Origin of the sequence: Nonlabens ulvanivorans, assembly GCF_032922765.1 — a bacterium.
GTDB classification, from domain to species: domain Bacteria; phylum Bacteroidota; class Bacteroidia; order Flavobacteriales; family Flavobacteriaceae; genus Nonlabens; species Nonlabens ulvanivorans.
This window is the reverse complement of the sequence record NZ_CP136694.1, coordinates 3,089,355-3,116,141: the sequence shown is the minus strand read 5'-3', so window position 1 is coordinate 3,116,141 and position 26,787 is coordinate 3,089,355. Positions and strand designations below refer to the sequence as shown.

Sequence of the window (26,787 nt, the reverse complement as noted above, 5' to 3'; positions counted from 1 at the left end):
ACTACTTCTGTGAGTTTTTAATAATTAAAGAAGCTACTTTATCACTAGCACCTATGCCGCCTAGACGCTTTTCGAGCTCATAATAGTCAGCAAAAACGCGATTGCGCTGTGTGGGATTAAGTATCATATCAAGCTCCTTCTTAAGGTTTGTAGCGTTAAAATCTTTCTGTATCAACTCTGTAACGACCATTTTATCCATAATTAAATTAACTAGCGAGATATAATCTAGTTTGATAATTAATTTTGCTATACGATATGAGATAGAACTGCCTTTATAACAAACTACCTGAGGTACTTTAAACAATGCTGTTTCTAATGTTGCCGTACCAGAGGTCACTAGTGCAGCATGACAAAGGCTTAAAATATCGTAAGTACGATTCATCACTAGGGTAACATTCTTTTTTAAAAATGGCTTATAAAAACTTGCTTCCTGACCAGGAGATCCTGCAATTAGAAATTGATAGTCAGGATACTGATCTACCATTTGTAACATAACACCTAGCATTTTACTAATTTCTTGCTTGCGACTACCTGGCAATAATGCTATTAATGGTCTATCGTCTAACTGATACTCTTTTAGAAACTCAACATGATTAACTTGATGATGCTGATCAATCGCATCTATGATAGGATGCCCTACAAAATCGACTGGATAATTATGTTTTTGCTCGTAAAAATCTTTTACAAAAGGAAGTATCACATACATGTGATTGATATTTGCCTTAATGGTTTTTACACGGCTTTCTCTAGAAGCCCATACTTGTGGACTTATATAGTAGTGTGTATTAAAGCCTTGAGGTTTTGCCCACTTTGCAATACGTAGATTGAATCCAGAGTAATCCATAAATATGAGCGCATCCGGCTGGTATCGCACTATATCTTCTTTACAATATTTGATGTTTTTGAGAGCTGTACCCAGTTTTCTAATCACCTCAGTAAAACCCATTATTGCACGTTCTTTATAATGCATGACCTGCTCGCCACCTACTGCTTCCATAAGATCACCACCCCAAAACCTAAATTGTGCATCTGGATCTTGCTGACGTAAAGATTTCATAAGATTAGAACCGTGCAAATCGCCACTAGCCTCACCTACAATGATATAGTATTTCATATTCTAGAATTCAAAGTACATAACTGCTAGAGCTGCCAGTATTGTGGCCATTAAAACACCACGTGCTTCATAAGGCTGAGCTACTTTTTTAAATTTATAAATTTTTGTAGTCAAGAAAAAGAAAAACAGCAACAGATTTAATACTGCTCCCAGACCTATAAGTCCGCCCATAAAGCCCTTTTCTACCGCGCTTTCCATCATTGTTTCAAAACTGTAAGGAGCAAAGAAGTATACATATAGATATGTACCTATAAAATTTGCTAAAAGACCTAATAGAAAACCTTTTATAATTTTAATTACCAAAATCCCAAGTATTAAGTTCGCTTATATAATGATGTGCCGTCAGATCATATTGTGTAGGTACGATAGAAATATAATTATGAGCTAGTGCCCATTCATCTGTATCTTCTCCTTTATCGTCATTAACAAATTTACCGGTAAGCCAGTAATAATCCCTACCATATGGATTCGTGCGCTTATCAAATTCTTCTACCCAATAAGCATTTGCCTGACGACAAATTTTTATTCCTTTTATTTCTTCTCTTTTTGCTTTAGGAATATTTACATTAAAAACCACTCCTCTTGCCATTCCATTATGAATAACATTTTCGATAATTGTTTTAATAAATGGTCTTGCAGCATCAAAATCTGCATCATGGTCATAGTCACATAGTGAGAAACCGATTGCTGGTATACCTTCAATACCTGCTTCTACCGCTGCACTCATAGTACCGCTATATATAACATTAATAGCACTGTTGCTTCCATGGTTAATACCACTAAGGCACAAATCTGGTTTTCTATCTAAAATCTCGTGGCTAGCCATTTTTACACAATCAACAGGCGTACCACTCGTTGTGTATTCCTTATGATCATGACTATGCTCTTTAAATTCTTTTACATGTAAAGTATTATTAATCGTTATTGCATGACCCATTGCGCTTTGAGGACTGTCCGGTGCTACTACAACAACCTCACCTAATTCTCTAGCTATTTCAATTAGCATTCTTATTCCTGGAGCTGTGATACCATCATCATTAGTAACGAGAATAAGTGGTTTTTTAATGTTATCCATAAAATTTTTATCGAGGTTAAAATTAAGTAAATTAGCGATAGCATATCAATCTCTTGTTATACATTGTGCAATGTAAAGTGGCACGATTTTTACATCACTAGAATAGACAAATGAAAGGACTTATGAATTTTATAAAAAATAACGTGGCAATTGCCATATTAGTTTTGCTCGCAGCTACTGCCAGTTGTAGTTTTACTAAAGATATCGATCCAGGAGATAAAGATAAGGAAGAGCTTTTAGTAAACCTTATATCACATGTATTACAACGCAATCACTACTCACCTGCTGATCTAACAGATGAATTTTCTCAAAAGGTTTTTAAAAATTATATCAATGATTTAGATCCAGCAAAAAGATATTTTATAGAATCTGATTATCAAGAGTTTGCAAACTATGAGTTTTTATTAGATGATGAAATCAGAGATAGTAGAGTGCAGTTATTTACACTTACTTATGAGAGATTAGAGCAAAGACGCAAAGAAGCTGAGAAGCTATTTTCTCAGGTTATCAAAGAACCTTTTGACTTTAATAAAGATGAGGTTATGGATACGGATTATGAAAACATCCCTTATGCAAAAGACTCAAAAGAACTTAAAAACCACTGGCGCAAATTGTTAAAATTGAGTGCTTTGGGTAGTTATTATGACAAAATGGAAGAGCAGGAAGACAAGCCTGTAAATGAAAGAAAAACTGCAATTGCCATTGAAAAAGAAGTACGTGATGAAGTAAAGCGTTCTATGGAAGAAAACTTTGACTTCAGTAAAGACATTGAAAGATTAGATTATTTCTCCCTATACTTAAATAGCGTAATGGCTTACTTTGATCCTCACACGAGTTACTTTGCTCCACAAAATAAAGATCGTTTTGACACAGCAATGAGTGGTAAGTTAGAAGGTATAGGCGCTCGATTACAAAAGAAAATGGATTACATCAAGGTTTTAGAAATTATATCTGGTGGACCAGCATGGAGAAGTCAAGATGTAGAAGTAGGTGATGTAATTTTAAAAGTAGCACAAGAAAAAGATACTGTGGCAACAAGTATTGTCGGAATGCGTATTAGTGATGCAGTGGATCTTATTAAAGGTCCTAAAGGAACTAAAGTGATTTTAACTCTTAAACGTGTTGACGGTACAATAGAAGATGTAACTCTAACACGTGATGTAGTAGAAATAGAAGAAACATTTGCAAAGTCAGTAATTGTAAAAGATCCTGAAGGCAGTATTAACTATGGATTGATCAATCTACCTAAGTTTTATTTTGACATGGAAAATAGAAATGGTCGTGCGTCTGGAGATGATATTAAAAAAGAAATCGAGCGTCTTAAAATGCAGGGCATGGACGGTCTTGTGTTAGACTTGCGTAATAATGGTGGTGGATCATTAAGAGAAGTAATAGAAATGGCAGGACTTTTTATAGAAAAAGGACCTGTTGTGCAGGTGGCACTTAAAAATGAACGTACTCAAACATATAGTGATGATGACCCAAGTATTATATGGGATGGTCCATTAGTAATTATGGTTAATGAATTATCGGCAAGTGCCTCAGAAATTCTAGCAGCCGCATTACAGGATTATGAACGTGCTGTTATCATTGGGTCTAAGCAAACATTTGGAAAAGGAACTGTTCAAAATTTTGAAGATTTGAATAGATGGGTGCGCAATAGCGATCTAGGTGACCTAGGAGCCATTAAATTGACTACTCAAAAATTCTATAGAATCAATGGAAAAAGCACCCAATTAGAAGGTGTAAAAAGTGATATCATAACTCCAGATCGTTATAGCTATATTGACATAGGTGAACGTGATGAGGAATTCCCATTACCTTATGATGAAATTCCAGCTGCATCGTATACTAAATTTAATAAGTATATAGATTTTAATAGCACCATTGCAAAATCCCAAGCTAGAATTAATTCTAATGAAACGTTTCAACTTATCGATGAAAATGCAAAATGGATGAGTGATCAACGAGAAGAAAATATAATACCATTAAACTATACAGCTTACAAAGAAAGACTTCATCGTTTAGAAAAAGAAACAGAAAAGTTTGAAAAACTAGAGGACTATAAAAACGATTTATCTTTTGAATATGTAAATTATGAAAAAGAATTAATTGCAAAAGATAGCTTACTTGCAGAAAAGCGTGAACGCTGGCACAAGAGTCTTTCTCAAGATGTGTATCTTGCAGAAGCAATTAACGTACTCAAAGATTTGAAAGTTTCTAATATTCAAAATGCAAGAGTATCTACCATTAAAAATTAATGTCACATAAATCGGCATCATTAACGACTTTAGCGCTCCAAAAATTCAAGAGGAATTTTTGGGGCGTTTTGAGTTTAAGCGTGATTGCTTTTTATATAGTAATCGCTTTATTTGCTTATGTCATTGCACCAGACAACACAGCATTTGCCAACCAGATGCACCTATCTATTCACTCACAACCACCCGGTTTTGAAGTAAACATGTTAGAGCTTCCTGTGGCTAGTCTTCCTTCTAGTATTTGGGACTGGTGGAATGGCCGCAAATCAAATCAAGAAGAAATACCTTATTCCGAACTAAAAATTGAAAATGGTCGGAGTTATTATAGACCTTATGATGTTAATGGTTCCCAACTAGATTTTGTAGATGCAAACTTTGCTGTAGCAGATGGGATGGAATTATCACGCTTTCGCGAAAGCTACACCTCGCATAAAACATTTCTATTAGGTACTGATAAATATGGTCGTGATTTATTAAGCCGCATGATGATAGGTGCAAGAATTAGCATCTCGATAGGTTTTATCGCCGTTTTTATATCATTAATCATAGGTATTACACTGGGCGCAATAGCTGGATATTTTGGCGGCTTCATAGACACCATCATTATGTGGTTGATTAATGTTACCTGGTCCATACCTACTTTATTAATGGTTATTGCTATAAGCATCGCTTTAGAAAAAGGCTTCTTTACAGTTTTTATAGCTGTAGGACTCACCATGTGGGTAGAAGTAGCCCGTGTAGTCCGAGGACAAATAATTGTCGCTAAAGAATTCCAGTATGTTACCGCAGCAAGAGCATTAGGATTCAACAGTTATCGAATTATTACAAAACATATCTTACCTAATATCATGGCACCTATTATTGTAATCAGTGCAGCTAACTTTGCAGCAGCAATTCTTATAGAAAGTGGTTTAAGCTTCTTAGGAATAGGAGCACAACCACCTATGCCTAGTTGGGGTAGTATGATAAAAGATCATTATCAATACATCATTTTAGATAAAGCTTATCTTGCGCTTGTACCTGGAATAGCAATCATGACACTAGTAATGGCATTCATGCTCTTAGGAAATGCCTTAAGAGATGCGCTAGATGTAAAAACTACTTAATATGAAAAAATCGATCTACGCAATCATACTTATAGTTATCGCTGTATGTTTTTATTTTTATGAAACGCACCGTAATGAAGAAGCTTCTCAGCATATACTTGAACAAGAAAATCAGCAGACTATAAATGATCAAGATGCTGATGGATTCAAACCTTTATCACGTAAAGACTTTTTGCCTAGTTCAAACAATCAGGTCATACACCACAGTACCTACAGCCTCTCTTATAGTGAAAAACATGAGCAAGCCGAATGGACAGCTCATGTACTAAGAGAAAGCGACATTACTAATAATAACTTTAAAAGACCTTATTTTGAAATTGATAACTCAGTAAAAACTGGTGCTGCGCACTGGCGCAATTATAAAAAAAGTGGATATGATAGAGGTCATTTAGTACCAGCAGGTGATAGAACAGGTAGCAAAAAGGTATATGAAGAAACCTTCCTAACATCAAATATAAGTCCACAAGAACACGAGTTCAATGCTGGTATATGGAATCGACTAGAACAAAAAACACGATACTATGCAAAACGATACGATGAGCTATATGTAGTGACCGGACCTATTTTTAAAGGTAACATGGATGAAATAGGCACAGAAAATGTGACGGTACCATCTGCATTTTATAAAATAATTTATAGACAAGATAAAAATGGTAATGAAAAAATACTAGCCTTTTTAATGCCTCATAAAGCTAGTAGTAAACCTATCTACGATTATGTTACGTCAGTAGACGAAATAGAAAAACAAACTGGTATAGATTTCTTCTCTCAAATACCCGACCATGTAGAGAACCAACTAGAAGCCTCAAATAGTAGTAAAGGATGGTAATCCTCAATTAAGGTATTACTTGAAAATGAATATGATCATCGTGCCTTACCGCATGACAGCCATGAAACCTTAATTTAGTATTTATATTTTTAATATTTAAGCGTTTGATTAAATGAGGCTCGATAAATACCTTTTGCACCTTAGGATGCGACTGTATTTGCTCAATTAGTTGTTTGGTAAGCTGTTCATTTAACGACACATCTTTATCTACATTGAATCCTAGCGCTTTAGCATAACCGTACTGCCAGTAACCAGCATCTTCACAAGCCTGTGTTTGATTGAACTCATTATCTCGAGGCTCTTCATAAACTCCGTATCCAATTAACGAAGGATTTAAATTGTAATGAGAACCTCTAGTTCCATCCTTATATACAAAAGCCACATCCACTTTGCGCCCATCATTATGACTTAGATGTGGTAATAATGGAAAACCATTTATGAAAGGAAAGCCTGCATCTAGGTACACCAATTGCAATCCGTTATATTTTGAATCTCTATAATTATCAGAAACATCTTCTAGAACTGTGTACAAATCATAGCGCACATAATTGCGACATAATAGAACGTACCCCATGTTATGTGGTCGTATGGTTTCATGAAACACTGGCAACATTTTACGATTATCGATACTTGCCGCTATAGGTACTATAGTAAAAATAGAAAAGATGTAAACGACACAGAAAACACTAAGTCTTTTCCATAAAATCAAATTTGATTTACAATATTTAAAATAGCCAAAAACTAAAATCCATATCAATCCACCTACTTGAGTAATTAGTGTCAATACAATGACTATAAACACGTGCAATAAGACTTTTAAAATCTTCATGTGAACTCATTAATGTTCATAGCTCATTCTATGACCATCTAATTTCACAAAAATGAATAATAATATGGTAAAACCCCATAAACCACTACCACCATAACTCATAAATGGCAAAGGTATTCCAACGGTAGGTAGTAAGCCCAATACCATACCTATATTTACGAAAAAATGTATAAAGAAAATTCCTGCCACACTATAACCATATATACGGGCAAATTGATTCTTCTGTCTTTCGGCCATAATAATCAATCGATAGCATAAGGACATGAATAAGATAATGACTAACGACGCACCTATAAATCCCCATTCTTCACCTATGGCGCTAAAGATAAAGTCAGTTTCTTGCTCCGGCACAAATCCACCTTGCGTCTGTGTACCTTCTAAAAGTCCTTTACCAGCAAAACCGCCACTTCCCACAGCAATAACACTTTGATTAATATTATAACCTACACCTTGATTATCCTCTACCCTACCTAATACGATATCGATACGATTTCTGTGTCTGTCTTCTAACAAGTTATTAAATATATAATTTGTGGAAAGAGAATACAAAACGCATACACCAGATATGATTAAAAACAGAATGATTCTAGGTTTAGGCAATCGCTTTTTATGTCTACGCTTTTGCGAAAGCAAGTAAATAACAGTCATCGCGATTAAAATAATCAATGCAATCCACCATGTTCCTAAAACTAAAGTCCCCAAGAACAAACCTATTGCTACTAATACCAGACTGAGATACCACAAGGATAAACCTTCTCTATGAAGAGCAAAGAAAAATGCGCCATAGACTAGTGCACTTCCTGGATCTGGCTGTGGTATAATAAACAAAGCTGGTAATGCTATGATAAGACCTACTAGTAGTAAGTCTTTAGTATTTTTAAGTGATATATTAATACCACTTAAAAATTTTGCGACGGCTAGAGCTGTTGCCGCCTTTGCAAATTCACTTGGCTGTAAGGTCATACTACCTAAAGAGTACCAAGACTTTGCTCCATTTAACTCTTTACCAAAAACGAACAAGCCTAATAATGATAAGAGTGAAATAATATAAATAATACTTCCAAAACGTTCAAAAAACTTCACATCCATTGCCAGTATGAAGCTGATAATTAGAAACGCTAATCCAATCCATAAGATTTGCTTGCCATACAGTTGATCCATATCTAGAATACCATGGTATTGAGAAACTTGAGCAGCAGAGTATATGGTCAACCAACCTATCAATAGTAAGGCTAGATAGATTAAAATGATATAGATATCAAACTTAGGCTTATCTCCTATTCCCATTTTACGGATTTAAAGCATTAGGTTGTGGTGCAATAAGGCCTTTATCCACTTTAGGGTTTATTTCAAAGGGCTCGCCACTATATTGCTTTTCATACTCATACTCTAAGCTATGCGTAAGTAAATATTCTTCTAAATCTTTACGAGTAATCTCACCTTTGATATGTTTTTCAATGAGTAAACTAGCAATCTTTGCAGCATATCGAGAACCCCAATAACCATTTTCAACAAATACTGCAATCGCTATTTGAGGATTATCCTTTGGTGCAAAAGCTATAAATACGGAATGATCTGTAAGTTGTGTGCGTTTACCATCAATCTTAACAAAGTTTTCTACGGTACCAGTCTTACCACAAATTTCTATTCCTGGGATTTGTGCATACTTTGCTGTTCCAGTTTTATAAACGGCTGTCATTCCTTCCACTACTGGTTCAAAATGTCGAGCTTCAACGGTGGTGTAATTTTTTACTGTATAATCTGGATTATCAATAGGTTCGCCATCAATAGCTTTAATAATATGTGGTCTATAAAAATATCCACGATTTGCTATCGCAGCCGTCATATTAGCCAGTTGTATAGGTGTTGTGATTACCTCACCTTGCCCTATCGCATTTGAAATCGTAGTAGGTGCATACCATTTATATTTATATCGGCTAGAATAGTATTTGCCATCTGGTATTAATCCTGCTCGACCTACCGGAAGATCGTAACCTAAATAATCCCCTAGACCAAAACTAGTAACATGCCTATTCCAATTATCCATTCCTTCTTCAGGAGTGCTTCCTTTTTCTATAATACGTCGGTAAACCTGTGCAAAATAAGCATTACATGATTCGGCAATACCGGTATTTAAAGCAAGAGGTGATTGATGACTATGGCATCCTAATGGTTTTCTACCGCCATAATCATATCCATGATTACACCTCAACTTCTCCGTTGTTGTTATTACACCTTCTTGTAGACCTACTAACGCATTAATAACTTTAAAAGGTGAGCCTGGTGCATACTCTGCCTGAAGAGCTCTATTAACGCCAGGTTTTTTTATAGTATCATTAAAAATCAGAACAGAGTTTTTAGAACGATCACGTCCCATCAACAGTGCAGGATCATAATATGGTGCAGTAACTAGAGTTAGAATTTCACCAGTCTGTGGTTCAATCGCAACTATTCCACCTCGTTTATTTTTCATCAATAATTCCGCATATGCCTGCAAGTCATTATCTAATGTTACCGTAAGGTCTAATCCAGAATTAGGTATGGTATCATATCTACCATTTTCATAAGATTCTTTAGGTCGCCCATAGTGATCTCTTATAAAGTGTTTCACTCCTTTTTTACCTCTTAATTCTTGCTCATATTGGAGTTCAATTCCTGCTTTACCAGATAAATCTCCAGATTGATATCGAGGATCTTTTTTAATTTTCTCAGGACTTACCTCACGTATATAGCCCAATACACTAGCGCTATGATCTACCATATATTTACGCAAGGATCTTTTCTGAGCATAAAACCCAGGGAACTTACGTAATTTCTCTTGCAAGGGCGCAAACTCTTCTTGTGTGAGTTGAGGAACGATTACGCTTCCTTTTTGCCATGACCAATCTTTTGCATCCTGAATTTTAGACTTTAATCTAGTCTTATCCATTTGCAATAACGTGCATAATTGTAGGGTATCAAATTTTTTAAGTTCCTTAGGAATCATCATGATATCGTAAGCGACTTGGTTTGCAACCATTAAATCTCCATCACGATCGTAAATAAAGCCTCGTTCTGGGATGTCATAAATACTTTTAACAGCATTTAATTCTGATTTAAGCTTATATGAATCACCCTTAATTATTTGAAGATAGAAAACCCTACCTATCAAAGTAAGTCCCACTATGGTAACTAAGAAAAAGAATAATAATCTTTTCATGATTTATTGCGCCATCCAAATAAAACAAACAAAACGACTCCCATAAAGACAGAAGACAAGCCTATAAACAACGTCATTTGCAACACCTGAAGTACCTGACTGATGTTAAAATATATGAGCAAATACAATATTAAATGATGTATTAAAACACCTAGTACAAGTAATAAAGAAAATCGATCTAATGGTGATTTTAAGATTTTAAGGTTCTTGGTAAGATATCCTTCTCCATAAACCAGTTTAAGCAGTACTGGTCTCACGAATGCAAGTGTTAATGAAGCGGCGGCGTGAGCACCACCGGTGTCTTGAAAAGTATCAACAATTAAGCCTAGTAAAAAAGATAGAATTAAAAAAGACCATCTGTTATTATCAACAGGATACAACACAATAAATAACAAATAAACTAATGGACTGATATAGCCCATAAAATTTACTTCATCCATTACAAATACTTGTAATAATAGTAAGGCTATAAATCGTACGACGTTATTTAACAATGTGCTATTCATTGACATTAATAGTTAGTGTGTCAATAATTTGTAATGGTTTCACATCGCGACTTTTAATCACATATGCAGTCCCTATATCTGTCATATCATTAAACAGAGCAACATCTATTTTATAGCGACTACCATTTTCTACCAGTTGAGCATCTCTAATAGTACCTATAAGAATATCTGGAGGGAATGTAGTACTTTGTCTTCCTGTAACTATAGTGTCTCCTTTAGTTACTTTAGCAAGTCTAGGGACATCTACTAAGGACATCATATAAGGATCATTCCCATCCCATGTCAACGATCCTATGACATTACTACCTTTAATTTGCGCGTTTAGAGAAATTTCAGAGTTTAAAATCGAGATTACCCTTGAAAAACGATTGCTTGAAATATCAATAATCCCCAAAATACCATTAGTAGTAACCACACCCATATCTGGTTCTATACCTTGATCAATTCCTATATCTAACGTGATAAAATTATCTCGTTTTGAATAATCATTTTTAATCACGCGAGAAGGAAATACTCGATAAGGGACATCTTCAGAAAATAAAAATGTGGTCTCATCACCTAGTAAGGTATCTGCTGTAACTAAAGCTTTCATGCGTAGCATCGCATTTTCTTTACGCAGTTTATCATTCTCTTCTTTTAGATTTAGGTAATCATAAATTCCACTACGAGAACTTAAAAAAGAACCCGTTATATTACCTGTAGAATGTACAAATGAATTGCGATGATAGCTATGCGATTGAACCGTAAAAACAAGTGCAATCAATAATAAGCTCAGGTAGAGCAGCAAGTTTCTGTACTTGATCAGAAAATTGATAATTTGCTGCATCTAGTAACTTTTATTTAGCTAATACACTTTTGTAACGCTCGATATTTTTAAGAGTCAAACCAGTACCACGCACTACAGCTCGTAGTGGATCTTCTGCAATATAAACAGGTAAATCTGTTTTTTGAGAAAGACGCTTATCAAGACCACGCAACATCGATCCACCACCTGCTAGATATATTCCTGTATTATATATATCTGCAGCAAGTTCAGGTGGAGTTTGTGATAACGTCTCCATAACAGCATCTTCTACTCGTAAAATTGATTTATCCAGAGCTTTGGCTATTTCTCTGTATCCAATTTTAACCTCTTTAGGCTTCCCAGTAAGTAAATCACGTCCTTGAACGCTCATCTCTTCTGGCGGCACCTCTAGATCTTCAGTTGCGGCACCTATTTGTATTTTAATTTTCTCAGCAGTACGTTCTCCAACATATAAGTTATGTTGTGTACGCATGTAGTAAACAATGTCATTAGTAAATACATCACCTGCAATCTTTACAGACTTATCACATACAATTCCTCCTAAAGCGATTACTGCAATCTCAGTTGTTCCACCACCTATATCAACGATCATGTTACCTTTAGGTTGCATGATATCAACACCTATACCTATGGCCGCAGCCATAGGCTCGTGTATTAGATAAACTTCTTTTCCATTAACACGCTCTGCACTATCTTTTACCGCACGCATTTCCACTTCTGTAATACCTGATGGAATACAAATCACCATGCGCAATGATGGAGTAAAAAGCTTCTTTTTTAACGCAGGTATTTCTTTAATGAACATCGAGATCATCTTCTCACTTGCGTCAAAATCTGCAATAACGCCATCCTTCAATGGTCTTATAGTTTTGATGTTCTCATGCGTTTTTCCTTGCATCATTGCCGCTTCTTTACCTACTGCAATAATTTTTCCAGTAGTGCGATCGCGTGCAACAATAGATGGACTGTCTACAACGACTTTACCGTTGTGGACTATAAGAGTATTTGCCGTACCTAAATCGATAGCAATATCTTCTGTTAGAAAATCAAAAAATCCCATAAGTGTTAAGGAGGAAAAAGGGTTTAATTACTTGAGCTTTACAAAGCTAACACAATTCTTAGTGTTTAAAGTGTCTTGTACCGGTGAAAACCATCGCAATATCATTTTTATTGCAATAATCTATCGATAATTCATCTTTTATAGATCCACCTGGTTGTATCACGGCTTTAACACCTGCATTATCTGCAATTTCTACACAATCTGGAAAAGGGAAAAATGCATCACTTGCCATCACAGCACCTTGTAAATCAAATTTAAAAGACTGCGCTTTATGAATTGCCTGATTTAACGCATCAACTCGTGACGTCTGACCGGTTCCACTAGCACACAATTGTTTATTCTTTGCCAGTACTATGGTATTAGACTTAGTATGTTTACAAAGCTTTGAAGCAAATAATAAATCTTCTATTTGTGCTTCCGTTGGAGCTAATTCAGTTGCCGTTTTTAAATCTTCCTTAGTATCTGTTTTTAGATTAGCATCTTGGACTAGATAACCATTTAAGCTAGCTCTTACTTCTAGAGCGTTAGTATTACGCTTTCGCGAAAGCGCATCTCCAACAAGCTCCAGCATGATTCTATTCTTCTTACCTTTTAAAATCTCAAGTGCTGCAGGATCGAATGAAGGTGCGATTACCACCTCGCAAAAAAGTTTATGGATTTCTGTCGCTGTGTCTACATCAATCTCCACATTAGATATTAAAATCCCTCCAAATGCAGATACTGGATCACCAGCAAGAGCGTCTACATATGCCTGGTGAATTGAATCTCTTTGAGCAACTCCACAAGCATTATTATGTTTAAACACTGCAAATGTTGGAGCATCATCTACAAACTCACTCATTAAATTAACAGCGGCATCTACATCTAGTAAATTGTTATAAGAAAGCGCCTTACCATGTAATTTAGTAAACATACTTTCAAAATCACCATAGAACCAGCCACGTTGATGAGGATTTTCTCCGTAACGCAATGGCATGACATCTTGTTGACTCATTTTAAGAGACTTATTCACAGAATCACCAGCAAAATAATTATATATCGCACTGTCATAATGAGAAGAAATATCAAAGGCTGTTGCGGCAAATTCTTTGCGCTGATCTACAGTTGTTGTTCCATTTCCTTCTTCTAGCACGTTTAACAACTTGCCATAATCATCCATGGTAGATACACAAAGTGTGTCTTTAAAGTTTTTTGCAGCTGCGCGTATAAGTGAGATACCACCTATGTCAATTTTTTCAATAATATCTTGTTCTGGTGCTCCACTAGCTACCGTCTTTTCAAAGGGATACAAATCGACTATAACAATATCAATTTGCGGTATATCATACTCTGCAAGTTGAGCCACATCACCTTCATGATCACGACGATTTAAAATACCTCCAAACACCTTAGGATGTAATGTCTTAACTCGACCACCTAAAATGGATGGATATGACGTCACATTCTCTACTGGAATCACAGGTATCCCTAAGTCGTTGATAAATTTTTCAGTACCACCTGTTGAATAAATAGCGATTCCTAATTCGCTCATTTTCTTAACAATAGGTTCTAATCCGTCTTTATGAAAAACAGAAATTAATGCAGATTTTGCGGTGATGTTGCTCATGTTGTGAAATGCTTAAAAAAGTAAGTTGCAAAAGTAATGGATTGTTATGGTTTTAATTTATTTATTGGAAAACAAAGCGCCATTTCTTTTGCACCATTACTTAACAAGTTTCACATTTAGAAGTATAATTATGTAACATTTCTACAACATCATAGTCCAATGAGATAACGTAGATTTAACCATTCTAAAATCCGGCTGCAGTAATGCTCATTTATTTAAGTCTTTTAAAAGAAAGTTTCTCTTTTGCATGGAGTGCATTGCGCACTAACTTGTTGCGCACTTTTCTTTCATTACTAGGTGTTACCATTGGGATTTTCTCTATTATCGGTGTACTTGCTGCTGTAGATTCTTTAGAACAAGAAATCAACGACGGATTAAGTTCTCTAGACATTTCTACTATTTATGTTTTAAAAGTTTCTTTTGGACCTACTGAACTCGAGCGCTATCAATATGAAAACTTTCCTAACGTTTCTTATGACGAGTTTCAAATGCTTAAACGCAGTATGGAAGACATAGACGCCATGACTTTTACCATGTTCTCTGCACCAGAAAGCATTAAGTATGAAGATAAAATAGCTACCGGAGTTAGCATCGTACCAGGCACTAATGAGTTTTATGATCTAGAAAACCTAAAGCTAGACCAAGGTAGATTTTTCAGTGAGAGCGAGAGTGTGAGCGGCGCACCAGTTGCTGTTATAGGCTATGAGGTGGCACAAAATTTATTTAAAAACACTAATCCATTAGGCAAAAGAGTACGCCTGTATGGTAATAAATTTACAATTATAGGCGTGATCAGTAAGCAAGGATCTGGTCTAGACTTAGGTGCTCCTAAGGACGAAAGTGCGTTTATCCCTGTAAATTTTGTTAGAAAAATTTATGGTGACAACAATAAGTCTAAGACGACTGCACTGATATTAAAACCTAAAAAAGGTGTGGATCAAGATGAGTTTATTGCAACACTAGAGCAAAAACTACGTAATTATCGAGGTTTGAAAAATGATGAAATCAGTACCTTTTTTATCAATCCATTAAAAGGTTTTGCAGACTTTCTTGATCAGGTTACAGGAACACTCACTATTATAGGTCTAATCATTTCTGGATTCTCTATGTTAGTTGGTGGATTTGGGATTGCAAACATCATGTTTGTAAGTGTAAAAGAACGTACTAACTTGATTGGTATTCAAAAATCACTAGGCGCAAAAAATAGCTTCATATTATTTCAATTCTTATTTGAAGCTGTGATTTTAGCATTATTTGGTGGTTTATTTGGTCTTCTATTTGTGTGGCTAGGTACTGTAGTCGCAAACTCAATGGTTGAAGACTTTAACTTTATCCTATCTACTAAAAACATCATTCTAGGTACTAGCGTGAGTGCTATTATAGGTCTTATTGCAGGAATTATTCCCGCAATAACTGCGTCTCGCTTAGATCCAGTAGAGGCGATACGTACAGGAATGTAAATCACATTATTTCTAGAACAATTAAGCACCTCGTTTTTGAGTCCAGTATGCCCAAATCATTATCTTAGCGGCATGGAGATTAATTTACACAATAAAACGGCATTAGTTTGCGGTAGCAGCGCCGGAATAGGAAAAGCGACAGCGCAACAATTTGCAAGTGCTGGTGCACGAGTAATACTTTTAGCTCGTAATGAAGATAAGCTTAAGGATGTTTTAAAAACACTAGATCAATCACACGGTCAAAACCACGATTACCTAGTAGCTGATTTTTCAAAACCAGATGAGTTAAGTGATGTAATAAACGCTTTCGCGAAAGCGAACCCTATACACATCCTTATCAATAACACTGGTGGACCTGCCGCTGGATGGCTTATCGATGCAGAGGTGAGTGCGCTAGAATCAGGATTTACACAACATATAAAATGCAACCAAATTCTGGCTAAAGCTTGTTTCCCTAGCATGAAAGAAGCTGGATATGGACGTATTATCAATATTATTTCCACTAGCGTGAAAGCACCTATCGACTTTCTAGGAGTTTCTAATGTTATACGCGGCGCGGTAGCAAATTGGGCTAAGACTTTATCCAACGAACTAGGACCTCATGGTATTACTGTTAACAATGTACTACCAGGTTTTACAGCGACGGAACGTCTAGACGCTATTATCAAAGGTAAAGCACAACGTGCTAATCATAGTGAAGATGAAGCTGCAGCCATAATGAAAAGTTATGTGCCAGTAAGAAGATTTGCAGAAGCTGATGAGGTGGCAAATGCCATCACATTTCTAGCAAGTGAAAAAGCTTCTTATATCAATGGTATTAATTTACCTGTGGATGGAGGAAGAACTAAAAGTCTTTAATAAAGAGATTTTACAATTTTTCAGCACTATTTTTTATAGCCCAATAAGGCAAGGCGTAAAATACAAAGCAGATTTTAAACGATGATTTACTTTATCCTAGTTGCAGTTCTACTTCTTCTTTTTAGTTACAGAAGAAATAGAGAATTTAAAAGACGTAAGAAACTCATTAATGGGTACGTTGAAGAACGTCAACTTATGAATTACGACTGGGATGAATTTAACAATCATTATCTAGCCCAAGGATTTCATCAGCAGCAAATAGATGCCGTTAAAACAAGTATTCAAGATTATTCTGCCGTAGCAAAAGAAGCCTTGTTTCCCGAAGACCATATTTATAACGATCTACTGATCAGCAACCACGGAGCAGAGCAAACAGAGATTCTAATAGAAATAGAAAAAAAGTTAAACTTAGACACTATTGATGACGAACTCTTTTCTTCTTATGAACCTATTGTAGATTCATATTTCAAGGTATTAAGAATAGTATTAAATTAGCAACATGTCAAAAAAACTACGCATTAACGGTCACTCGCATTTACTTCCATATCCAGAGCAGATTCCGGATTTCATGCGTGAAAAAGGAATTTTTTGGGTAGATCCTGAACGCAAGAACATGTTACAAAAGGATTGGTCACGTCCTGTTACGGATTCCAGCTTTTTTCTAGATGAAAAACTAGAATGGATGGATAAGTACAAAATAGATCATGCTGTTATCTTGAATCTAAGCCAGCTATATGGAAACGGTTTGCGCCTAGAAGAAATGAAACAGGCCTTGCGTTTTCAAAATGATTTTAATGCAAAGGTGCAACATGATCATCCTTCTAAATTCACGAGTGGTTTTGTGGTTCACCCAGGTTTTGTAAGAGGTGCTTTATGGGAAATAGAACGTTGTGTAAAAGTGCTAGGCATGAAACTGCTTTGTTTACCAACACACTACATGGATACAATAGGTACCTGGCGATGTATTTTTGATGAGGAAAACGAACCCATTTTTGAATTAGCTAGCGAACTAAATCTAGCTGTAGAAATTCACCCTTATGATGGTGAGAAATTTATCAAATTACAAAATACCTCTTGGCGTTTTCATTTGATATGGATGCTCGCTCAGTGTGCAGATGCTTACCACTTTCTAACTTTGAATGGGTATGCTTTTAAATATCCAGGTATGCGCATATGCTTTGCCCATGGTGGACAGCTTGCGCAAATGAACCTCGGTCGTAGAATTCAAGGTTTTGACGGTAGACCTGATTTGTTTGAAGGTAAAACACATCCACGTAAATCAGTAGGTCATCCTAATATCTTTTTTGACACGTTAGTACACGACACTGGTTCACTGAAACTACTGGTAGAAAATCAAGGAGCAAAACAAGTTCTTATGGGACTAGATGATCCTTACCCATTAGGAGAAATGGATAGCGAAAAACAATCTAGTTATCCTGGTAAAATTTTAGACCTTGCTATGGATCGTAAAATCATAAGTCAAGAAGATTATGATGGCATGTGGGATGAACATGTGGTGCGATGGTTATTTGGAGATAACGACACCGCCAAAAAAGAGTTTTACAATAGGATTACTGGATAGATTGATATTAAACATTTGTAGATACTTACTAACCATTTCCAATAATACAATTCAAGTTAGAGAATAAACATGTTTTTCCTACCAACCGACCTAGACGATTACATTGTAGCGCATACCCAAGATGAGCCACAAATTTTAAAAGATCTTACTCGCGAGACACATCAAAAGGTCTTACAGGCCATTATGTTATCTGGAGCTTATCAAGGACGTGTACTGAGTATGATTTCCCATTTAAAAGCACCAATGCGTGTCCTAGAATTAGGAACTTTTACAGGCTACTCAGCACTTTGTATTGCTGAAGGTATGCCTGCTGGCAGTGAGCTCATAACAATAGATATTAATGAAGAGCTTGAAGATCTGGCAGGAGGATATTTTACACGCTTCTGCGAAAGCGCAAATCACAGCATCACTATTACACAGAAAGTAGGTCCAGCATTAGACATTATCCCATCGTTAGAAGGTAAGTTTGATATGGTTTTTATAGATGCTGATAAGCCTAATTACATCAATTATTTTCACGCCATTATGGAGAAAGTTAATCCTGGCGCTTTAATATTATCTGACAACGTGCTATGGCATGGAAAGGTTGTAGAAACGGTTAATCCTAAAGATAATTCTACTCCTATTTTACTAGAGTTTAATCAACTACTAAAGGAAGATCCTCGTCTGCAGACCGTACTTTTTTCTATCAGAGATGGATTAACTTTAAGTCGTGTGTTGTAATCGATTAAATAAAGTCATCAACAACTTATAAAAGACAGCTCCCAAAAACAATCCAACAAGAGCCCCTACAAGCACATCTAATGGATAGTGAACACCTACAAAAATGCGCGATGTGGCAAATAGTAAAGGCCATATAAAAAACAACAACCACATCTTGGACTTCTTATATTTTGACAATATCAAATACATAAGTAAACTTACCGTCATGCTTACTGCAGTATGTCCAGACCAGAAGCTAAAATTCTCTGGTCGCTGTAAAATATTAATACTATCCAGTAAAATAGGCTCATTATTAGGTCTTAACCGTGCAACAGCATTTTTAACTAGGTCTGTTAAGCCTATCGCAGTAAGGGTTGCTACAATAACAGTTAGTGAAGCGATGTAGTTTAACCGCTTAGGTAATTTTACAATAAGTAAAATAAAAAAGGTAATATATAGCGGCAACCAAGTTTCTAAGCTTGTCACAAATAGCCAGAAGGCATCAAATCGATTAAAATAAGAACCATTAATGTATCTAAAAATTTGCTGATCTAATTCAACAAGCCATTCCCACATTAAAACCTTCTTTTAATAGAGCCAGTTTCTTCGATTTGGTCCTTTACTTCTTCTATTTTAGAGGTGATTTGTTTTACGTCTTCTGTAAAGCCGTGCTCATCTGCCGTTTTAGAAATTTCGTTCTTAATATCATCTGTGGCATTACGCACCGTATTCATTGCGCGAGCAATTCCACGAGCGATCTCTGGAAGTTTATCTGACCCAAAGACCAAAATAACCACTAGGCCTACTATCATAAGCTCTGGTGTACTGATAAAAAGAGGTAGACTTATCATATTGCAAATATACTATTTGCACCATTCATAGTTATTTAAGAATGTTATAATTTATCATCGATAATTAAAGAATTCAAAGTAAAAAGTAAACATTAACCCTTCTGTCACGGATAGCTCTCTAGAAACTGGATAACCTTCAGAATCTAGTACATATTGATAATCAATACTGCGCTCTAATATAGCAGTGCCAGTAGAAAGATCGTAATCTAAACGAGTTGCTGGCAAATAACGACTATAAGGAACAAACTCATCAAACATATAAAGCCTGATGATATCATTCATATCTGTAAACGGATTATTATTAAAGTTATAAGTGAAATCAGAATATCCCGTTATAGTAAAGCCATCATTTGCAATTTCTTCAATACGTAAAACATTAAAATTTTGAGAATATTCAAGTCTCAACTCCTCAACTTGTGATGTAACGCCAGACAGATCAGTTTCTGTAGTCACTACCCTATTAAATCTATTTTGCGGATCTATATACAAAGTTTTATGATGCGTAACACCTGCCATGTCTATATAGCTTAACTCAACAGTTGATATGGCTTGCACACTGTCATCGTTTCCGTAAGCTACATTAACATTAACCGCAGGCACTACAGCTTCCTCGATAATTAAGTTTTCTAATTTATTACCGTTACTATAATTGGCAGTTGTAGATTGATTAAGGTTACCTGTCTCCATTATACTAGAAAGTAAATCTAGCCCATTATATATAAAATTTATGTCACGAGTAATGTTAGTTGGTGTATTGATAGCTACCTGTATTGAAGATAGCTGCCTTAAGTCTTGTTTAGGCTCTATTACCTCATCTATACCAGAATTTGGATCCTCTAATGATGGATCATCACAACTAAATATGAAAAAACTGAGTATAAAAATAATGCTGTACTTCATATGACGAATATAATGCTTAACCTTATAACACAAAAAAACCAGATTCATTGTGAATCTGGTTTTTAAAAATATTAATTAAATACTTCTTATTGTTTCATCTCTTCAAACTTATCCACTTTTGGTTCTTGTGGCCATGAGTTATTAGAGGTATCAATATCTGCAGTCTCTAACTTAGGATCGATAACGATTCCTACAATCTCTTTTTGAGTCGCTTTAGATAGACTTACTTCTTTATCATTCAATCTCCAGATTTCTGCTGGATGAGTAGCTGTTTCAGTAGTACCGTCAGCATAAGTGTACTCAATGATAATAGGCATTACTAATCCACCTGGCTTTTCAACCGTGATTTGATAGAAATACTTAGGCTCTTTCATTGCAGCACGTTGCTCTGCAGTAAAGTTGTCCATCAGATAATCTTTTAAATCGCTTACAACTTCACTAGGAGCTTTTCCTTTCATTTCTTCTTTATAGTCTTCACTACCTTCTTTAACCATGTAAACAAGTTGTGGAACTCGATCTTTAGGAATATTTCTTTCTTCAAGGTAGTCTTTCATCTCTTGATTCATATCCGCAGATACATAAAATTTATCTACAGACTTAATTCCCATATCATTGAATTGAGTGGTATAGAACCAACCTCTCCAGAACCAGTCTAGGTCCATTGCACTTGCATCTTCCATAGTACGGAAGAAATCCTCTGGTGTTGGGTGCTTAAACATCCATCGTTGAGAATAAGTACGGAAAGAGTAATCAAATAACTCACGTCCCATTACCGTTTCACGTAAAATATTTAAAGCGGTACCTGGCTTACCATAAGCATTAGAACCAAACTGATAAGTATTCAAACCTTTACTCATTATAGGAGCAATATACCTTTGATCTCCTGCCATGTAAGGAACAATTGCTGCTGCAGGTCCACGACGAGATGGATATGCATCCAATCCTTCAATAGACGCTGGATAATTTTCTCCCATATCCTGCTCTGCAACATATTGAACAAATGTATTCAATCCTTCATCCATCCATGTCCACTGGCGTTCATCACTATTCACAATCATAGGGAAATAGTTATGACCTACTTCATGTATAATAACTGATATCATACCAAACTTAACACGATCACTGTAGTTTCCTTCTGCATCTGGACGTCCATAGTTCCAACAAATCATAGGATATTCCATTCCTTGATTTTTTGCGTGAACTGATATCGCCTTGTGATAAGGATAGTCGAATGTCATTCTAGAATAAGACTTTAATGTTTGAGCTACAGCCTTAGTAGACCATTGCTCCCATAAAGGATTACCTTCTGGTGCATATATAGATACAGCCATCACATCTTTATCTCCTACTTTTACAGCCATAGCATCTGCAATATAGCGGCGAGAAGAAGTCCACCCAAAGTCACGAACATAATCTGCTTTTAACTTCCAAGTTTTCATCTTAGTTGCACCTGGCATCATCGCTAGCTTTTCAGCCTCTTGTTGCGTGCGTATCACTACAGGCTCATCATAAGTACGTTGAGCCATTTCATATCTTCTCAACTCTTCACTACTGTAAACATCTTTACGGTTAGTCAATTTACCTGTTCCATCTAACCAGTGATCTTCTGGTACTGTGATATTAACTTCAAAAGAACCGAATGGTAATGCAAATTCATCACGTCCCCAGAACTGGCTGTTTTGCCATCCTTCAACATCATTATAAACACACATACGTGGATAGAATTGTGCAATCACATAAGCTCTGTGTCCATCAGGAAATTCTTCATAACCACTACGACCACGACCTTCAACATGATTATTAACATTATAATCCCATTCGATATCAAATTCAAATTTCTTACCTGGAGCAAGTGCTTTAGGCATTTCAACTCTCATCATGGTCTGATTGATCATGTACTTTAAAGGATTACCCTTTGAGTCCAAAACCTTTTTAATATTAAATCCACCATCAAAAGGCTCTGAAAGATACTCACCTACAAAACCTGCAGGCTGTGCAAATGGAGCTACTCCACCACCTTCAATTAAAGGTGTTTTAGAATCTTTAGCACGCATATTTTGATCTAACTGTACCCATAGATAATCTAAAACATCTGGAGAATTGTTAGTATAAGTAATGGTTTCATAACCATAGATGTGGTGATTCTCATCATCTAATCTAATATCCATTTCATAATCAGCACGTTGCTGGTAATATTTAGGACCTGGAGCACCACTAGCACTACGATATTGATTAGGAGTAGAAAACTCCTGATATAGCTGGCGGAATTTGTTAATGTTGTAATGTTCTTCTGCCTTAGGCTCTTCTGCTTGTTCTGCTTCTTGAGCAAAACCTGAAAAAGAAACCATCAACATACTGATAAACAATAGTTTAATAGCTTTCATTTTTTTGATTTAGTTTATAGAGTTGCTAAAATAAGAATAATAGATTACTCAAAAGAAATTTAACTAAAACTTCACAGAGTCTATTTTCTTTTTTGCAACCATAAGTAATGTCTTACGTTCACCTCTTATTTTAAGATGAACCATATTTTTTTGATCTTCAAATAGCTCCATAAGTGCTGTAAATCGCATCTCGATTTCTAAAGGTTCTCGATCTACAGGTATCTCAATGTATAATACTAATTGATCGTTATCTATCTCCGACCCTAAGTAATCGATAGGTATTAAATCTCCATCAACTTTGACACGTAATCTAGAAGTAAAGTAATCACCTATTAATTGTTTATGCTTTGTTAAGTTACCATCTTCCGTCAGTATGATATTCTCATCTGCTCTTGCAGACAGTACATCTTCTAAATCATCAATAAAAAAACGAGAGGTCATTTGAAGTGCTCCGGCCTTTGCATTATACTTTAGATTTGATACTGACAAGTAATATTTATGAGCTGTAATGTTTACGCTTTCGCGAAAGTGTAATTCATCAGCATCATGATTTCCATAAGATGCCTGTGATAGAAATGGCATCAATAAGAATAGGAATATATATTTCATATAGAAGTAAGGATTTAATCCTTTTAAAATTAGTCTATTGTAAAAGAGCTACGTTTCCTAGATAAACACCATGAAATTCATCACCGTTTGTATCTAGTCCATCTACCGTAATAGCATATCCAGTTTGATAAGTCTCCACTCTTATGAATCCGCTTTCTAATGCAACTGAAGCATTTAACATTGAAGTTGAATCAAAATCAAGACTGTAACTTAGGGATGCGTCTACTGGCTCTTCAGTGCTTGCAATCTGATAGAGTCCTGTTTGAAAATTATCTACAGAATTACCATAAAAATTGATTCGCATCAAAACGCCAGCTCCTTCTATTTCATCCATATCGTTGAGTTGTAACCCGTCACCTAATACGGTAACTTCTGTTAATACGCCTGTGCCACCACTAAGTTGAGGCTCTTCTCTAATGGCACCTATGGTTTCAAAATCAGTCGTCTGGTCTCCATAGCAAAAAGTATTTACTTGAATAGGTTGCGAGACCGGTAAGTCATCATCACTATCGCAGGATGTCGTCATTACCAAGGCAACTGCCATGAATAATAATGTGGTTATTTTTTTCATCATTGTATCTTTTAATTATTGCTTTCTTTCTTTATAGGCTGTTGCAGTGTCTGACAAGAACTGCAGTAAAACGAGTTCATTTTCTGGTTGCATGAGTTGATTATTCAATCCTCGATCTGTTGCAAAATAAATGAAATCGTAAAGATTCTCTTTATCAATATCTAAAAACTCTACTAGATAATCTGCATCAAACTGATTTTTCAAAACTGCAACATCAAAACGTTCTTCAACCGTGTTTGCTGATCCAAAATCAAAATTAATAGCATTAAGTGCCGTGTTTAATACTACTGCTGCTAGCAAACCTACCAGATTAAACATGTTGTAACGTGGCTGGGATTGCATCATAGCCTCATGGCGTAAATCATAATCTTCTGGCTGGCGCACCATATCAGACAATGTATTCTCAGTTCTATCGATTGCTGGTGTCCACATGTTTTGTCCAGAAATTTTTTCGAGTCTAGTGTCTGCCGTTTCAAGTCTTTTGAGGTTTAAGCTGATGTTTTGATCACCTTCTAAGAGTACCTCATCCAGCACATTCACTCCACTACCTAATGTAATTGCAACTACTTTTTCTTTTATGGTACGATCTGTAACTATAAGTGTGACCGGCTCATGATCAACAGATTTAAAAACAATTTTGTCGCCAGCCATAACATCTATTCGATAAGAACCTGTTGCAGATGTTACTGTTACCTCATAACTGTTTTCATTGAAAATAGTAATCCCTTCAACAGGTTCATCTAGCTCATTTTGAATATAACCAGAAATCTGAACGCGCTCTTGCTGGCCTATGGCCATATAAGAGATCAAAAACAAAAGTAGAAACTTATTCATTTGTTCTCTTTTTACGCTTTTTAAATATAACAGCTTGCTGAGATAGAAACTCTAAAAGATCTAATTCATTATCGGCCTGAACAAGATCTTTAGTAAGACCATTATCTTGCACAAAATACCCATATTCAATAAAGTCTTTTTCTTCCAAATCTAGATAATTTAAAAGGTATTCTTTACTGTATTTATTTTTGAGTAATACTAGCGCATTAGTCTCAATGGGCACACTATCATCTTTAGATATATTCTTTACATCAAGGCTTCTCGCAATATTAGCAGTATTTATAGTAGTTGAAAGACCTACCATATTAAATCGTGGCTGACTTTGCTGAAAGGCTTCTGCACGCACCTCGTACTCTTCTGGTTGTCTCACACGATTAGAAAATGTGTTATCGATACGATCAACTGCTGCTGTTTTAATATTTTCAAGAGACACTTTCTCTAATCCAGAATCTACGGTTTCTATTCTTTTAACCGGAATCATAAAACTAGTGGTGCTTAAATTAACGGTCTCTAAATCTTTAACGTCTGGATTAAGACCTAAATCAATTCTCTTTTCTTCAACAACCTTTTCAGACACGTTTAAAGAGAATGATTCAAATTGAATTGCCTTAAAGGATAGTTGATCTCCTTTTTTTACATCGATATAAAACACTCCACTATCGTTTGTAACTGTACCTTCTAGAGAACTGTTGTTAAAAATTGTAATACCGCTTAAATCTGTATTTAGTTCTGAACTTATGGTTCCTTTGATCTGTACACGTTGTACTTGGGCATTAGATAACATTCCCAAAAACAGAAATATGTAAATGAAATTTTTCATAGTTGAATTTATGTTAAGCAATTTAAATCAAATTGCCTTTTAGATAACGATAACATTATCCAATTAATTGTTAAATACCTTTGCTCAAAAGCTTTCTTATGAGAAACATGATTGTTGCAAGTACATCAACCATACATGGCAGTGGTTACCTTCAATATTTGCTAGAAGATTTACTAACTGTTTTTAAAGAAGAAAATATCACAGACCTATTGTTTATTCCATTTGCAAGACCAGGTGGCATATCACATGATGCGTATACTCAAAAAGTACACCAAGTTTTACAACCTCACGGAATCAGTGTTACTGGCCTACATACCGCAGAAGATAAAGAAGATGCGCTATTGCAAGCAACAGCAATTTTTACAGGTGGTGGTAATACATTTCAACTAGTAAAAGCGCTTCACGATCTAGAATTAATGACATCATTAAGAAAAGTTATTTTTAATGGTACCTTTTACATGGGAACTAGTGCTGGTAGTAACATTTGTGGTCTTAACATGCGCACAACAAATGACATGCCTATTGTAGAACCTGCAACCTTTAAAACCACAGGTGCCCTAGGATACAACATTAATCCACATTATCTAGACCCTATTGAAGGCTCTACGCATATGGGAGAAACACGCGAGCAACGTATTAAGGAATTTCATTTTTACAACGCCATTCCAGTAATAGGACTTAGAGAAGGTAGTTATATTAGAGTGAAAAATGACCAAGAAATTTTACATGGACCACATACAGCTCGTGTATTCCTTAAAGATCAAGAGCCTCTAGAAGTGAAAACCGGATATAATTTTGCGCAATTAGTGTAATAAAGTAATTTTAAAAT

27 protein-coding genes are annotated in these 26,787 nt (G+C 35.7%); 9 read left to right on the top strand and 18 right to left on the bottom strand.

Annotated features, from left to right (window positions below):
• Position 1: 1 nt before the first annotated feature.
• Genes lpxB through surE form a run of 3 tightly spaced genes read right to left on the bottom strand, consistent with a single transcriptional unit; the run spans position 2 to position 2,189 of the window.
• Entirely contained in the window at positions 2–1,114 is a 1,113-nt protein-coding gene (lpxB, locus tag R1T42_RS14040; RefSeq protein ID WP_042295998.1) for a lipid-A-disaccharide synthase, read from the bottom strand.
• 3 nt (positions 1,115–1,117) lie between these two features.
• Complete coding sequence (locus R1T42_RS14035; RefSeq protein WP_051788698.1) at positions 1,118–1,417, bottom strand: hypothetical protein; 300 nt, start codon at positions 1,415–1,417, stop codon at positions 1,118–1,120.
• Positions 1,407–2,189, bottom strand: coding sequence for a 5'/3'-nucleotidase SurE (surE, locus tag R1T42_RS14030; protein ID WP_317290767.1), 783 nt, complete (start codon positions 2,187–2,189; stop codon positions 1,407–1,409). Before surE ends, R1T42_RS14035 begins: the two co-directional genes overlap by 11 nt.
• A 122-nt stretch (positions 2,190–2,311) precedes the next feature.
• Here surE and R1T42_RS14025 point away from each other — a divergent pair, with 122 nt between their 5' ends.
• The 3 genes from R1T42_RS14025 to R1T42_RS14015 are packed head-to-tail and all read left to right on the top strand — an operon-like array spanning position 2,312 to position 6,382.
• The gene (locus R1T42_RS14025; protein ID WP_317290766.1) at positions 2,312–4,450 is read left to right on the top strand and encodes a carboxy terminal-processing peptidase; all 2,139 of its coding nucleotides are present in this window, start codon (positions 2,312–2,314) and stop codon (positions 4,448–4,450) included.
• Positions 4,450–5,553 carry an ABC transporter permease gene (locus tag R1T42_RS14020; protein WP_317290765.1) on the top strand — a complete coding sequence of 368 codons (1,104 nt, stop codon included), beginning with the start codon at positions 4,450–4,452 and terminating at the stop codon, positions 5,551–5,553. Before R1T42_RS14025 ends, R1T42_RS14020 begins: the two co-directional genes overlap by 1 nt.
• Before the next feature lies 1 nt (position 5,554).
• On the top strand, positions 5,555–6,382 hold the full coding sequence (locus tag R1T42_RS14015; protein WP_317290764.1) for a DNA/RNA non-specific endonuclease: 828 nt from the start codon (positions 5,555–5,557) through the stop codon (positions 6,380–6,382).
• A 7-nt stretch (positions 6,383–6,389) separates the two neighbouring features.
• Here the strand turns inward: R1T42_RS14015 and R1T42_RS14010 are convergent, their stop codons facing one another.
• The 7 genes from R1T42_RS14010 to purH are packed head-to-tail and all read right to left on the bottom strand — an operon-like array spanning position 6,390 to position 14,387.
• On the bottom strand, positions 6,390–7,211 hold the full coding sequence (locus tag R1T42_RS14010) for a hypothetical protein (RefSeq protein WP_317290763.1): 822 nt from the start codon (positions 7,209–7,211) through the stop codon (positions 6,390–6,392).
• A 9-nt stretch (positions 7,212–7,220) separates the two neighbouring features.
• Positions 7,221–8,498 carry a rod shape-determining protein RodA gene (gene rodA / locus R1T42_RS14005; protein WP_036582344.1) on the bottom strand — a complete coding sequence of 426 codons (1,278 nt, stop codon included), beginning with the start codon at positions 8,496–8,498 and terminating at the stop codon, positions 7,221–7,223.
• A 1-nt stretch (position 8,499) separates the two neighbouring features.
• Entirely contained in the window at positions 8,500–10,410 is a 1,911-nt protein-coding gene (gene mrdA, locus R1T42_RS14000) for a penicillin-binding protein 2 (RefSeq protein WP_317290762.1), read from the bottom strand.
• A complete protein-coding gene (locus R1T42_RS13995; RefSeq protein ID WP_042269646.1) occupies positions 10,407–10,916 on the bottom strand; it encodes a hypothetical protein in 510 nt (169 codons plus the stop codon). The genes mrdA and R1T42_RS13995 overlap by 4 nt, the downstream gene beginning before the upstream one ends.
• Positions 10,909–11,742: a rod shape-determining protein MreC gene (gene mreC, locus R1T42_RS13990; protein ID WP_042245829.1), complete on the bottom strand. Its 834-nt coding sequence runs from the start codon at positions 11,740–11,742 to the stop codon at positions 10,909–10,911. The genes R1T42_RS13995 and mreC overlap by 8 nt, the downstream gene beginning before the upstream one ends.
• Positions 11,743–11,752: 10 nt before the next feature.
• Positions 11,753–12,781, bottom strand: coding sequence for a rod shape-determining protein (locus R1T42_RS13985; RefSeq protein WP_036582354.1), 1,029 nt, complete (start codon positions 12,779–12,781; stop codon positions 11,753–11,755).
• A gap of 58 nt (positions 12,782–12,839) precedes the next feature.
• The gene (purH, locus tag R1T42_RS13980; protein ID WP_317290761.1) at positions 12,840–14,387 is read right to left on the bottom strand and encodes a bifunctional phosphoribosylaminoimidazolecarboxamide formyltransferase/IMP cyclohydrolase; all 1,548 of its coding nucleotides are present in this window, start codon (positions 14,385–14,387) and stop codon (positions 12,840–12,842) included.
• Between the two features lie 203 nt (positions 14,388–14,590).
• On the opposite strand from purH, the gene R1T42_RS13975 reads away from it, so the two are divergent.
• The 5 genes from R1T42_RS13975 (at position 14,591) to R1T42_RS13955 (ending at position 19,010) form a co-directional block, all read left to right on the top strand.
• Positions 14,591–15,847, top strand: a complete 1,257-nt coding sequence (locus R1T42_RS13975; RefSeq protein WP_036582359.1) for an ABC transporter permease — start codon at positions 14,591–14,593, stop codon at positions 15,845–15,847.
• 72 nt (positions 15,848–15,919) lie between these two features.
• Positions 15,920–16,705 (top strand): SDR family oxidoreductase, encoded by a 786-nt coding sequence (locus tag R1T42_RS13970; RefSeq protein ID WP_036582362.1) that lies wholly within the window; start codon positions 15,920–15,922, stop codon positions 16,703–16,705.
• An 81-nt stretch (positions 16,706–16,786) separates the two neighbouring features.
• Entirely contained in the window at positions 16,787–17,200 is a 414-nt protein-coding gene (locus R1T42_RS13965; protein WP_036582364.1) for a hypothetical protein, read from the top strand.
• A 4-nt stretch (positions 17,201–17,204) separates the two neighbouring features.
• Positions 17,205–18,287, top strand: coding sequence for an amidohydrolase family protein (locus tag R1T42_RS13960; protein ID WP_036582367.1), 1,083 nt, complete (start codon positions 17,205–17,207; stop codon positions 18,285–18,287).
• A 69-nt stretch (positions 18,288–18,356) separates the two neighbouring features.
• Complete coding sequence (locus tag R1T42_RS13955) at positions 18,357–19,010, top strand: O-methyltransferase (RefSeq protein WP_317290760.1); 654 nt, start codon at positions 18,357–18,359, stop codon at positions 19,008–19,010.
• On the opposite strand, the gene R1T42_RS13950 is transcribed toward R1T42_RS13955, so the two are convergent.
• The 8 genes from R1T42_RS13950 to R1T42_RS13915 all read right to left on the bottom strand — a co-directional run bounded on the left by R1T42_RS13950 (position 18,993) and on the right by R1T42_RS13915 (position 25,958).
• Positions 18,993–19,565, bottom strand: coding sequence for a phosphatase PAP2 family protein (locus R1T42_RS13950; RefSeq protein WP_317290759.1), 573 nt, complete (start codon positions 19,563–19,565; stop codon positions 18,993–18,995). The two genes, R1T42_RS13955 and R1T42_RS13950, sit on opposite strands and share 18 nt — an antisense overlap.
• On the bottom strand, positions 19,565–19,840 hold the full coding sequence (locus R1T42_RS13945) for a Sec-independent protein translocase subunit TatA/TatB (protein WP_036582374.1): 276 nt from the start codon (positions 19,838–19,840) through the stop codon (positions 19,565–19,567). Before R1T42_RS13945 ends, R1T42_RS13950 begins: the two co-directional genes overlap by 1 nt.
• 54 nt (positions 19,841–19,894) lie before the next feature.
• Positions 19,895–20,740 carry a hypothetical protein gene (locus R1T42_RS13940; RefSeq protein WP_317290758.1) on the bottom strand — a complete coding sequence of 282 codons (846 nt, stop codon included), beginning with the start codon at positions 20,738–20,740 and terminating at the stop codon, positions 19,895–19,897.
• Positions 20,741–20,826: 86 nt separating this feature from the next.
• Positions 20,827–23,124 carry a M1 family metallopeptidase gene (locus R1T42_RS13935; RefSeq protein WP_317290757.1) on the bottom strand — a complete coding sequence of 766 codons (2,298 nt, stop codon included), beginning with the start codon at positions 23,122–23,124 and terminating at the stop codon, positions 20,827–20,829.
• Positions 23,125–23,187: 63 nt separating this feature from the next.
• Positions 23,188–23,733 carry a DUF6702 family protein gene (locus tag R1T42_RS13930; protein WP_317290756.1) on the bottom strand — a complete coding sequence of 182 codons (546 nt, stop codon included), beginning with the start codon at positions 23,731–23,733 and terminating at the stop codon, positions 23,188–23,190.
• A 34-nt stretch (positions 23,734–23,767) separates the two neighbouring features.
• Positions 23,768–24,307: a hypothetical protein gene (locus R1T42_RS13925; RefSeq protein ID WP_317290755.1), complete on the bottom strand. Its 540-nt coding sequence runs from the start codon at positions 24,305–24,307 to the stop codon at positions 23,768–23,770.
• A 12-nt stretch (positions 24,308–24,319) separates the two neighbouring features.
• Positions 24,320–25,138: a hypothetical protein gene (locus tag R1T42_RS13920; RefSeq protein WP_036582387.1), complete on the bottom strand. Its 819-nt coding sequence runs from the start codon at positions 25,136–25,138 to the stop codon at positions 24,320–24,322.
• The gene (locus tag R1T42_RS13915) at positions 25,131–25,958 is read right to left on the bottom strand and encodes a carboxypeptidase-like regulatory domain-containing protein (protein ID WP_317290754.1); all 828 of its coding nucleotides are present in this window, start codon (positions 25,956–25,958) and stop codon (positions 25,131–25,133) included. The genes R1T42_RS13920 and R1T42_RS13915 overlap by 8 nt, the downstream gene beginning before the upstream one ends.
• Before the next feature lie 98 nt (positions 25,959–26,056).
• Here R1T42_RS13915 and pepE point away from each other — a divergent pair, with 98 nt between their 5' ends.
• On the top strand, positions 26,057–26,770 hold the full coding sequence (pepE, locus tag R1T42_RS13910) for a dipeptidase PepE (protein ID WP_317290753.1): 714 nt from the start codon (positions 26,057–26,059) through the stop codon (positions 26,768–26,770).
• Positions 26,771–26,787 lie beyond the last annotated feature (17 nt).

What these genes read in the sequence shown, in the direction of transcription:
- lpxB (WP_042295998.1), bottom strand. Translation starts at nt 1,114, where the DNA reads ATGAAATACTATATCATTGTAGGTGAGGCTAGTGGCGATTTGCACGGT.
- surE (WP_317290767.1), bottom strand. Translation starts at nt 2,189, where the DNA reads ATGGATAACATTAAAAAACCACTTATTCTCGTTACTAATGATGATGGT.
- R1T42_RS14025 (WP_317290766.1), top strand. Translation starts at nt 2,312, where the DNA reads ATGAATTTTATAAAAAATAACGTGGCAATTGCCATATTAGTTTTGCTC.
- R1T42_RS14020 (WP_317290765.1), top strand. Translation starts at nt 4,450, where the DNA reads ATGTCACATAAATCGGCATCATTAACGACTTTAGCGCTCCAAAAATTC.
- R1T42_RS14015 (WP_317290764.1), top strand. Translation starts at nt 5,555, where the DNA reads ATGAAAAAATCGATCTACGCAATCATACTTATAGTTATCGCTGTATGT.
- R1T42_RS14010 (WP_317290763.1), bottom strand. Translation starts at nt 7,211, where the DNA reads ATGAAGATTTTAAAAGTCTTATTGCACGTGTTTATAGTCATTGTATTG.
- rodA (WP_036582344.1), bottom strand. Translation starts at nt 8,498, where the DNA reads ATGGGAATAGGAGATAAGCCTAAGTTTGATATCTATATCATTTTAATC.
- mrdA (WP_317290762.1), bottom strand. Translation starts at nt 10,410, where the DNA reads ATGAAAAGATTATTATTCTTTTTCTTAGTTACCATAGTGGGACTTACT.
- R1T42_RS13995 (WP_042269646.1), bottom strand. Translation starts at nt 10,916, where the DNA reads ATGAATAGCACATTGTTAAATAACGTCGTACGATTTATAGCCTTACTA.
- mreC (WP_042245829.1), bottom strand. Translation starts at nt 11,742, where the DNA reads ATGCAGCAAATTATCAATTTTCTGATCAAGTACAGAAACTTGCTGCTC.
- R1T42_RS13985 (WP_036582354.1), bottom strand. Translation starts at nt 12,781, where the DNA reads ATGGGATTTTTTGATTTTCTAACAGAAGATATTGCTATCGATTTAGGT.
- purH (WP_317290761.1), bottom strand. Translation starts at nt 14,387, where the DNA reads ATGAGCAACATCACCGCAAAATCTGCATTAATTTCTGTTTTTCATAAA.
- R1T42_RS13975 (WP_036582359.1), top strand. Translation starts at nt 14,591, where the DNA reads ATGCTCATTTATTTAAGTCTTTTAAAAGAAAGTTTCTCTTTTGCATGG.
- R1T42_RS13970 (WP_036582362.1), top strand. Translation starts at nt 15,920, where the DNA reads ATGGAGATTAATTTACACAATAAAACGGCATTAGTTTGCGGTAGCAGC.
- R1T42_RS13965 (WP_036582364.1), top strand. Translation starts at nt 16,787, where the DNA reads ATGATTTACTTTATCCTAGTTGCAGTTCTACTTCTTCTTTTTAGTTAC.
- R1T42_RS13960 (WP_036582367.1), top strand. Translation starts at nt 17,205, where the DNA reads ATGTCAAAAAAACTACGCATTAACGGTCACTCGCATTTACTTCCATAT.
- R1T42_RS13955 (WP_317290760.1), top strand. Translation starts at nt 18,357, where the DNA reads ATGTTTTTCCTACCAACCGACCTAGACGATTACATTGTAGCGCATACC.
- R1T42_RS13950 (WP_317290759.1), bottom strand. Translation starts at nt 19,565, where the DNA reads ATGTGGGAATGGCTTGTTGAATTAGATCAGCAAATTTTTAGATACATT.
- R1T42_RS13945 (WP_036582374.1), bottom strand. Translation starts at nt 19,840, where the DNA reads ATGATAAGTCTACCTCTTTTTATCAGTACACCAGAGCTTATGATAGTA.
- R1T42_RS13940 (WP_317290758.1), bottom strand. Translation starts at nt 20,740, where the DNA reads ATGAAGTACAGCATTATTTTTATACTCAGTTTTTTCATATTTAGTTGT.
- R1T42_RS13935 (WP_317290757.1), bottom strand. Translation starts at nt 23,124, where the DNA reads ATGAAAGCTATTAAACTATTGTTTATCAGTATGTTGATGGTTTCTTTT.
- R1T42_RS13930 (WP_317290756.1), bottom strand. Translation starts at nt 23,733, where the DNA reads ATGAAATATATATTCCTATTCTTATTGATGCCATTTCTATCACAGGCA.
- R1T42_RS13925 (WP_317290755.1), bottom strand. Translation starts at nt 24,307, where the DNA reads ATGATGAAAAAAATAACCACATTATTATTCATGGCAGTTGCCTTGGTA.
- R1T42_RS13920 (WP_036582387.1), bottom strand. Translation starts at nt 25,138, where the DNA reads ATGAATAAGTTTCTACTTTTGTTTTTGATCTCTTATATGGCCATAGGC.
- R1T42_RS13915 (WP_317290754.1), bottom strand. Translation starts at nt 25,958, where the DNA reads ATGAAAAATTTCATTTACATATTTCTGTTTTTGGGAATGTTATCTAAT.
- pepE (WP_317290753.1), top strand. Translation starts at nt 26,057, where the DNA reads ATGAGAAACATGATTGTTGCAAGTACATCAACCATACATGGCAGTGGT.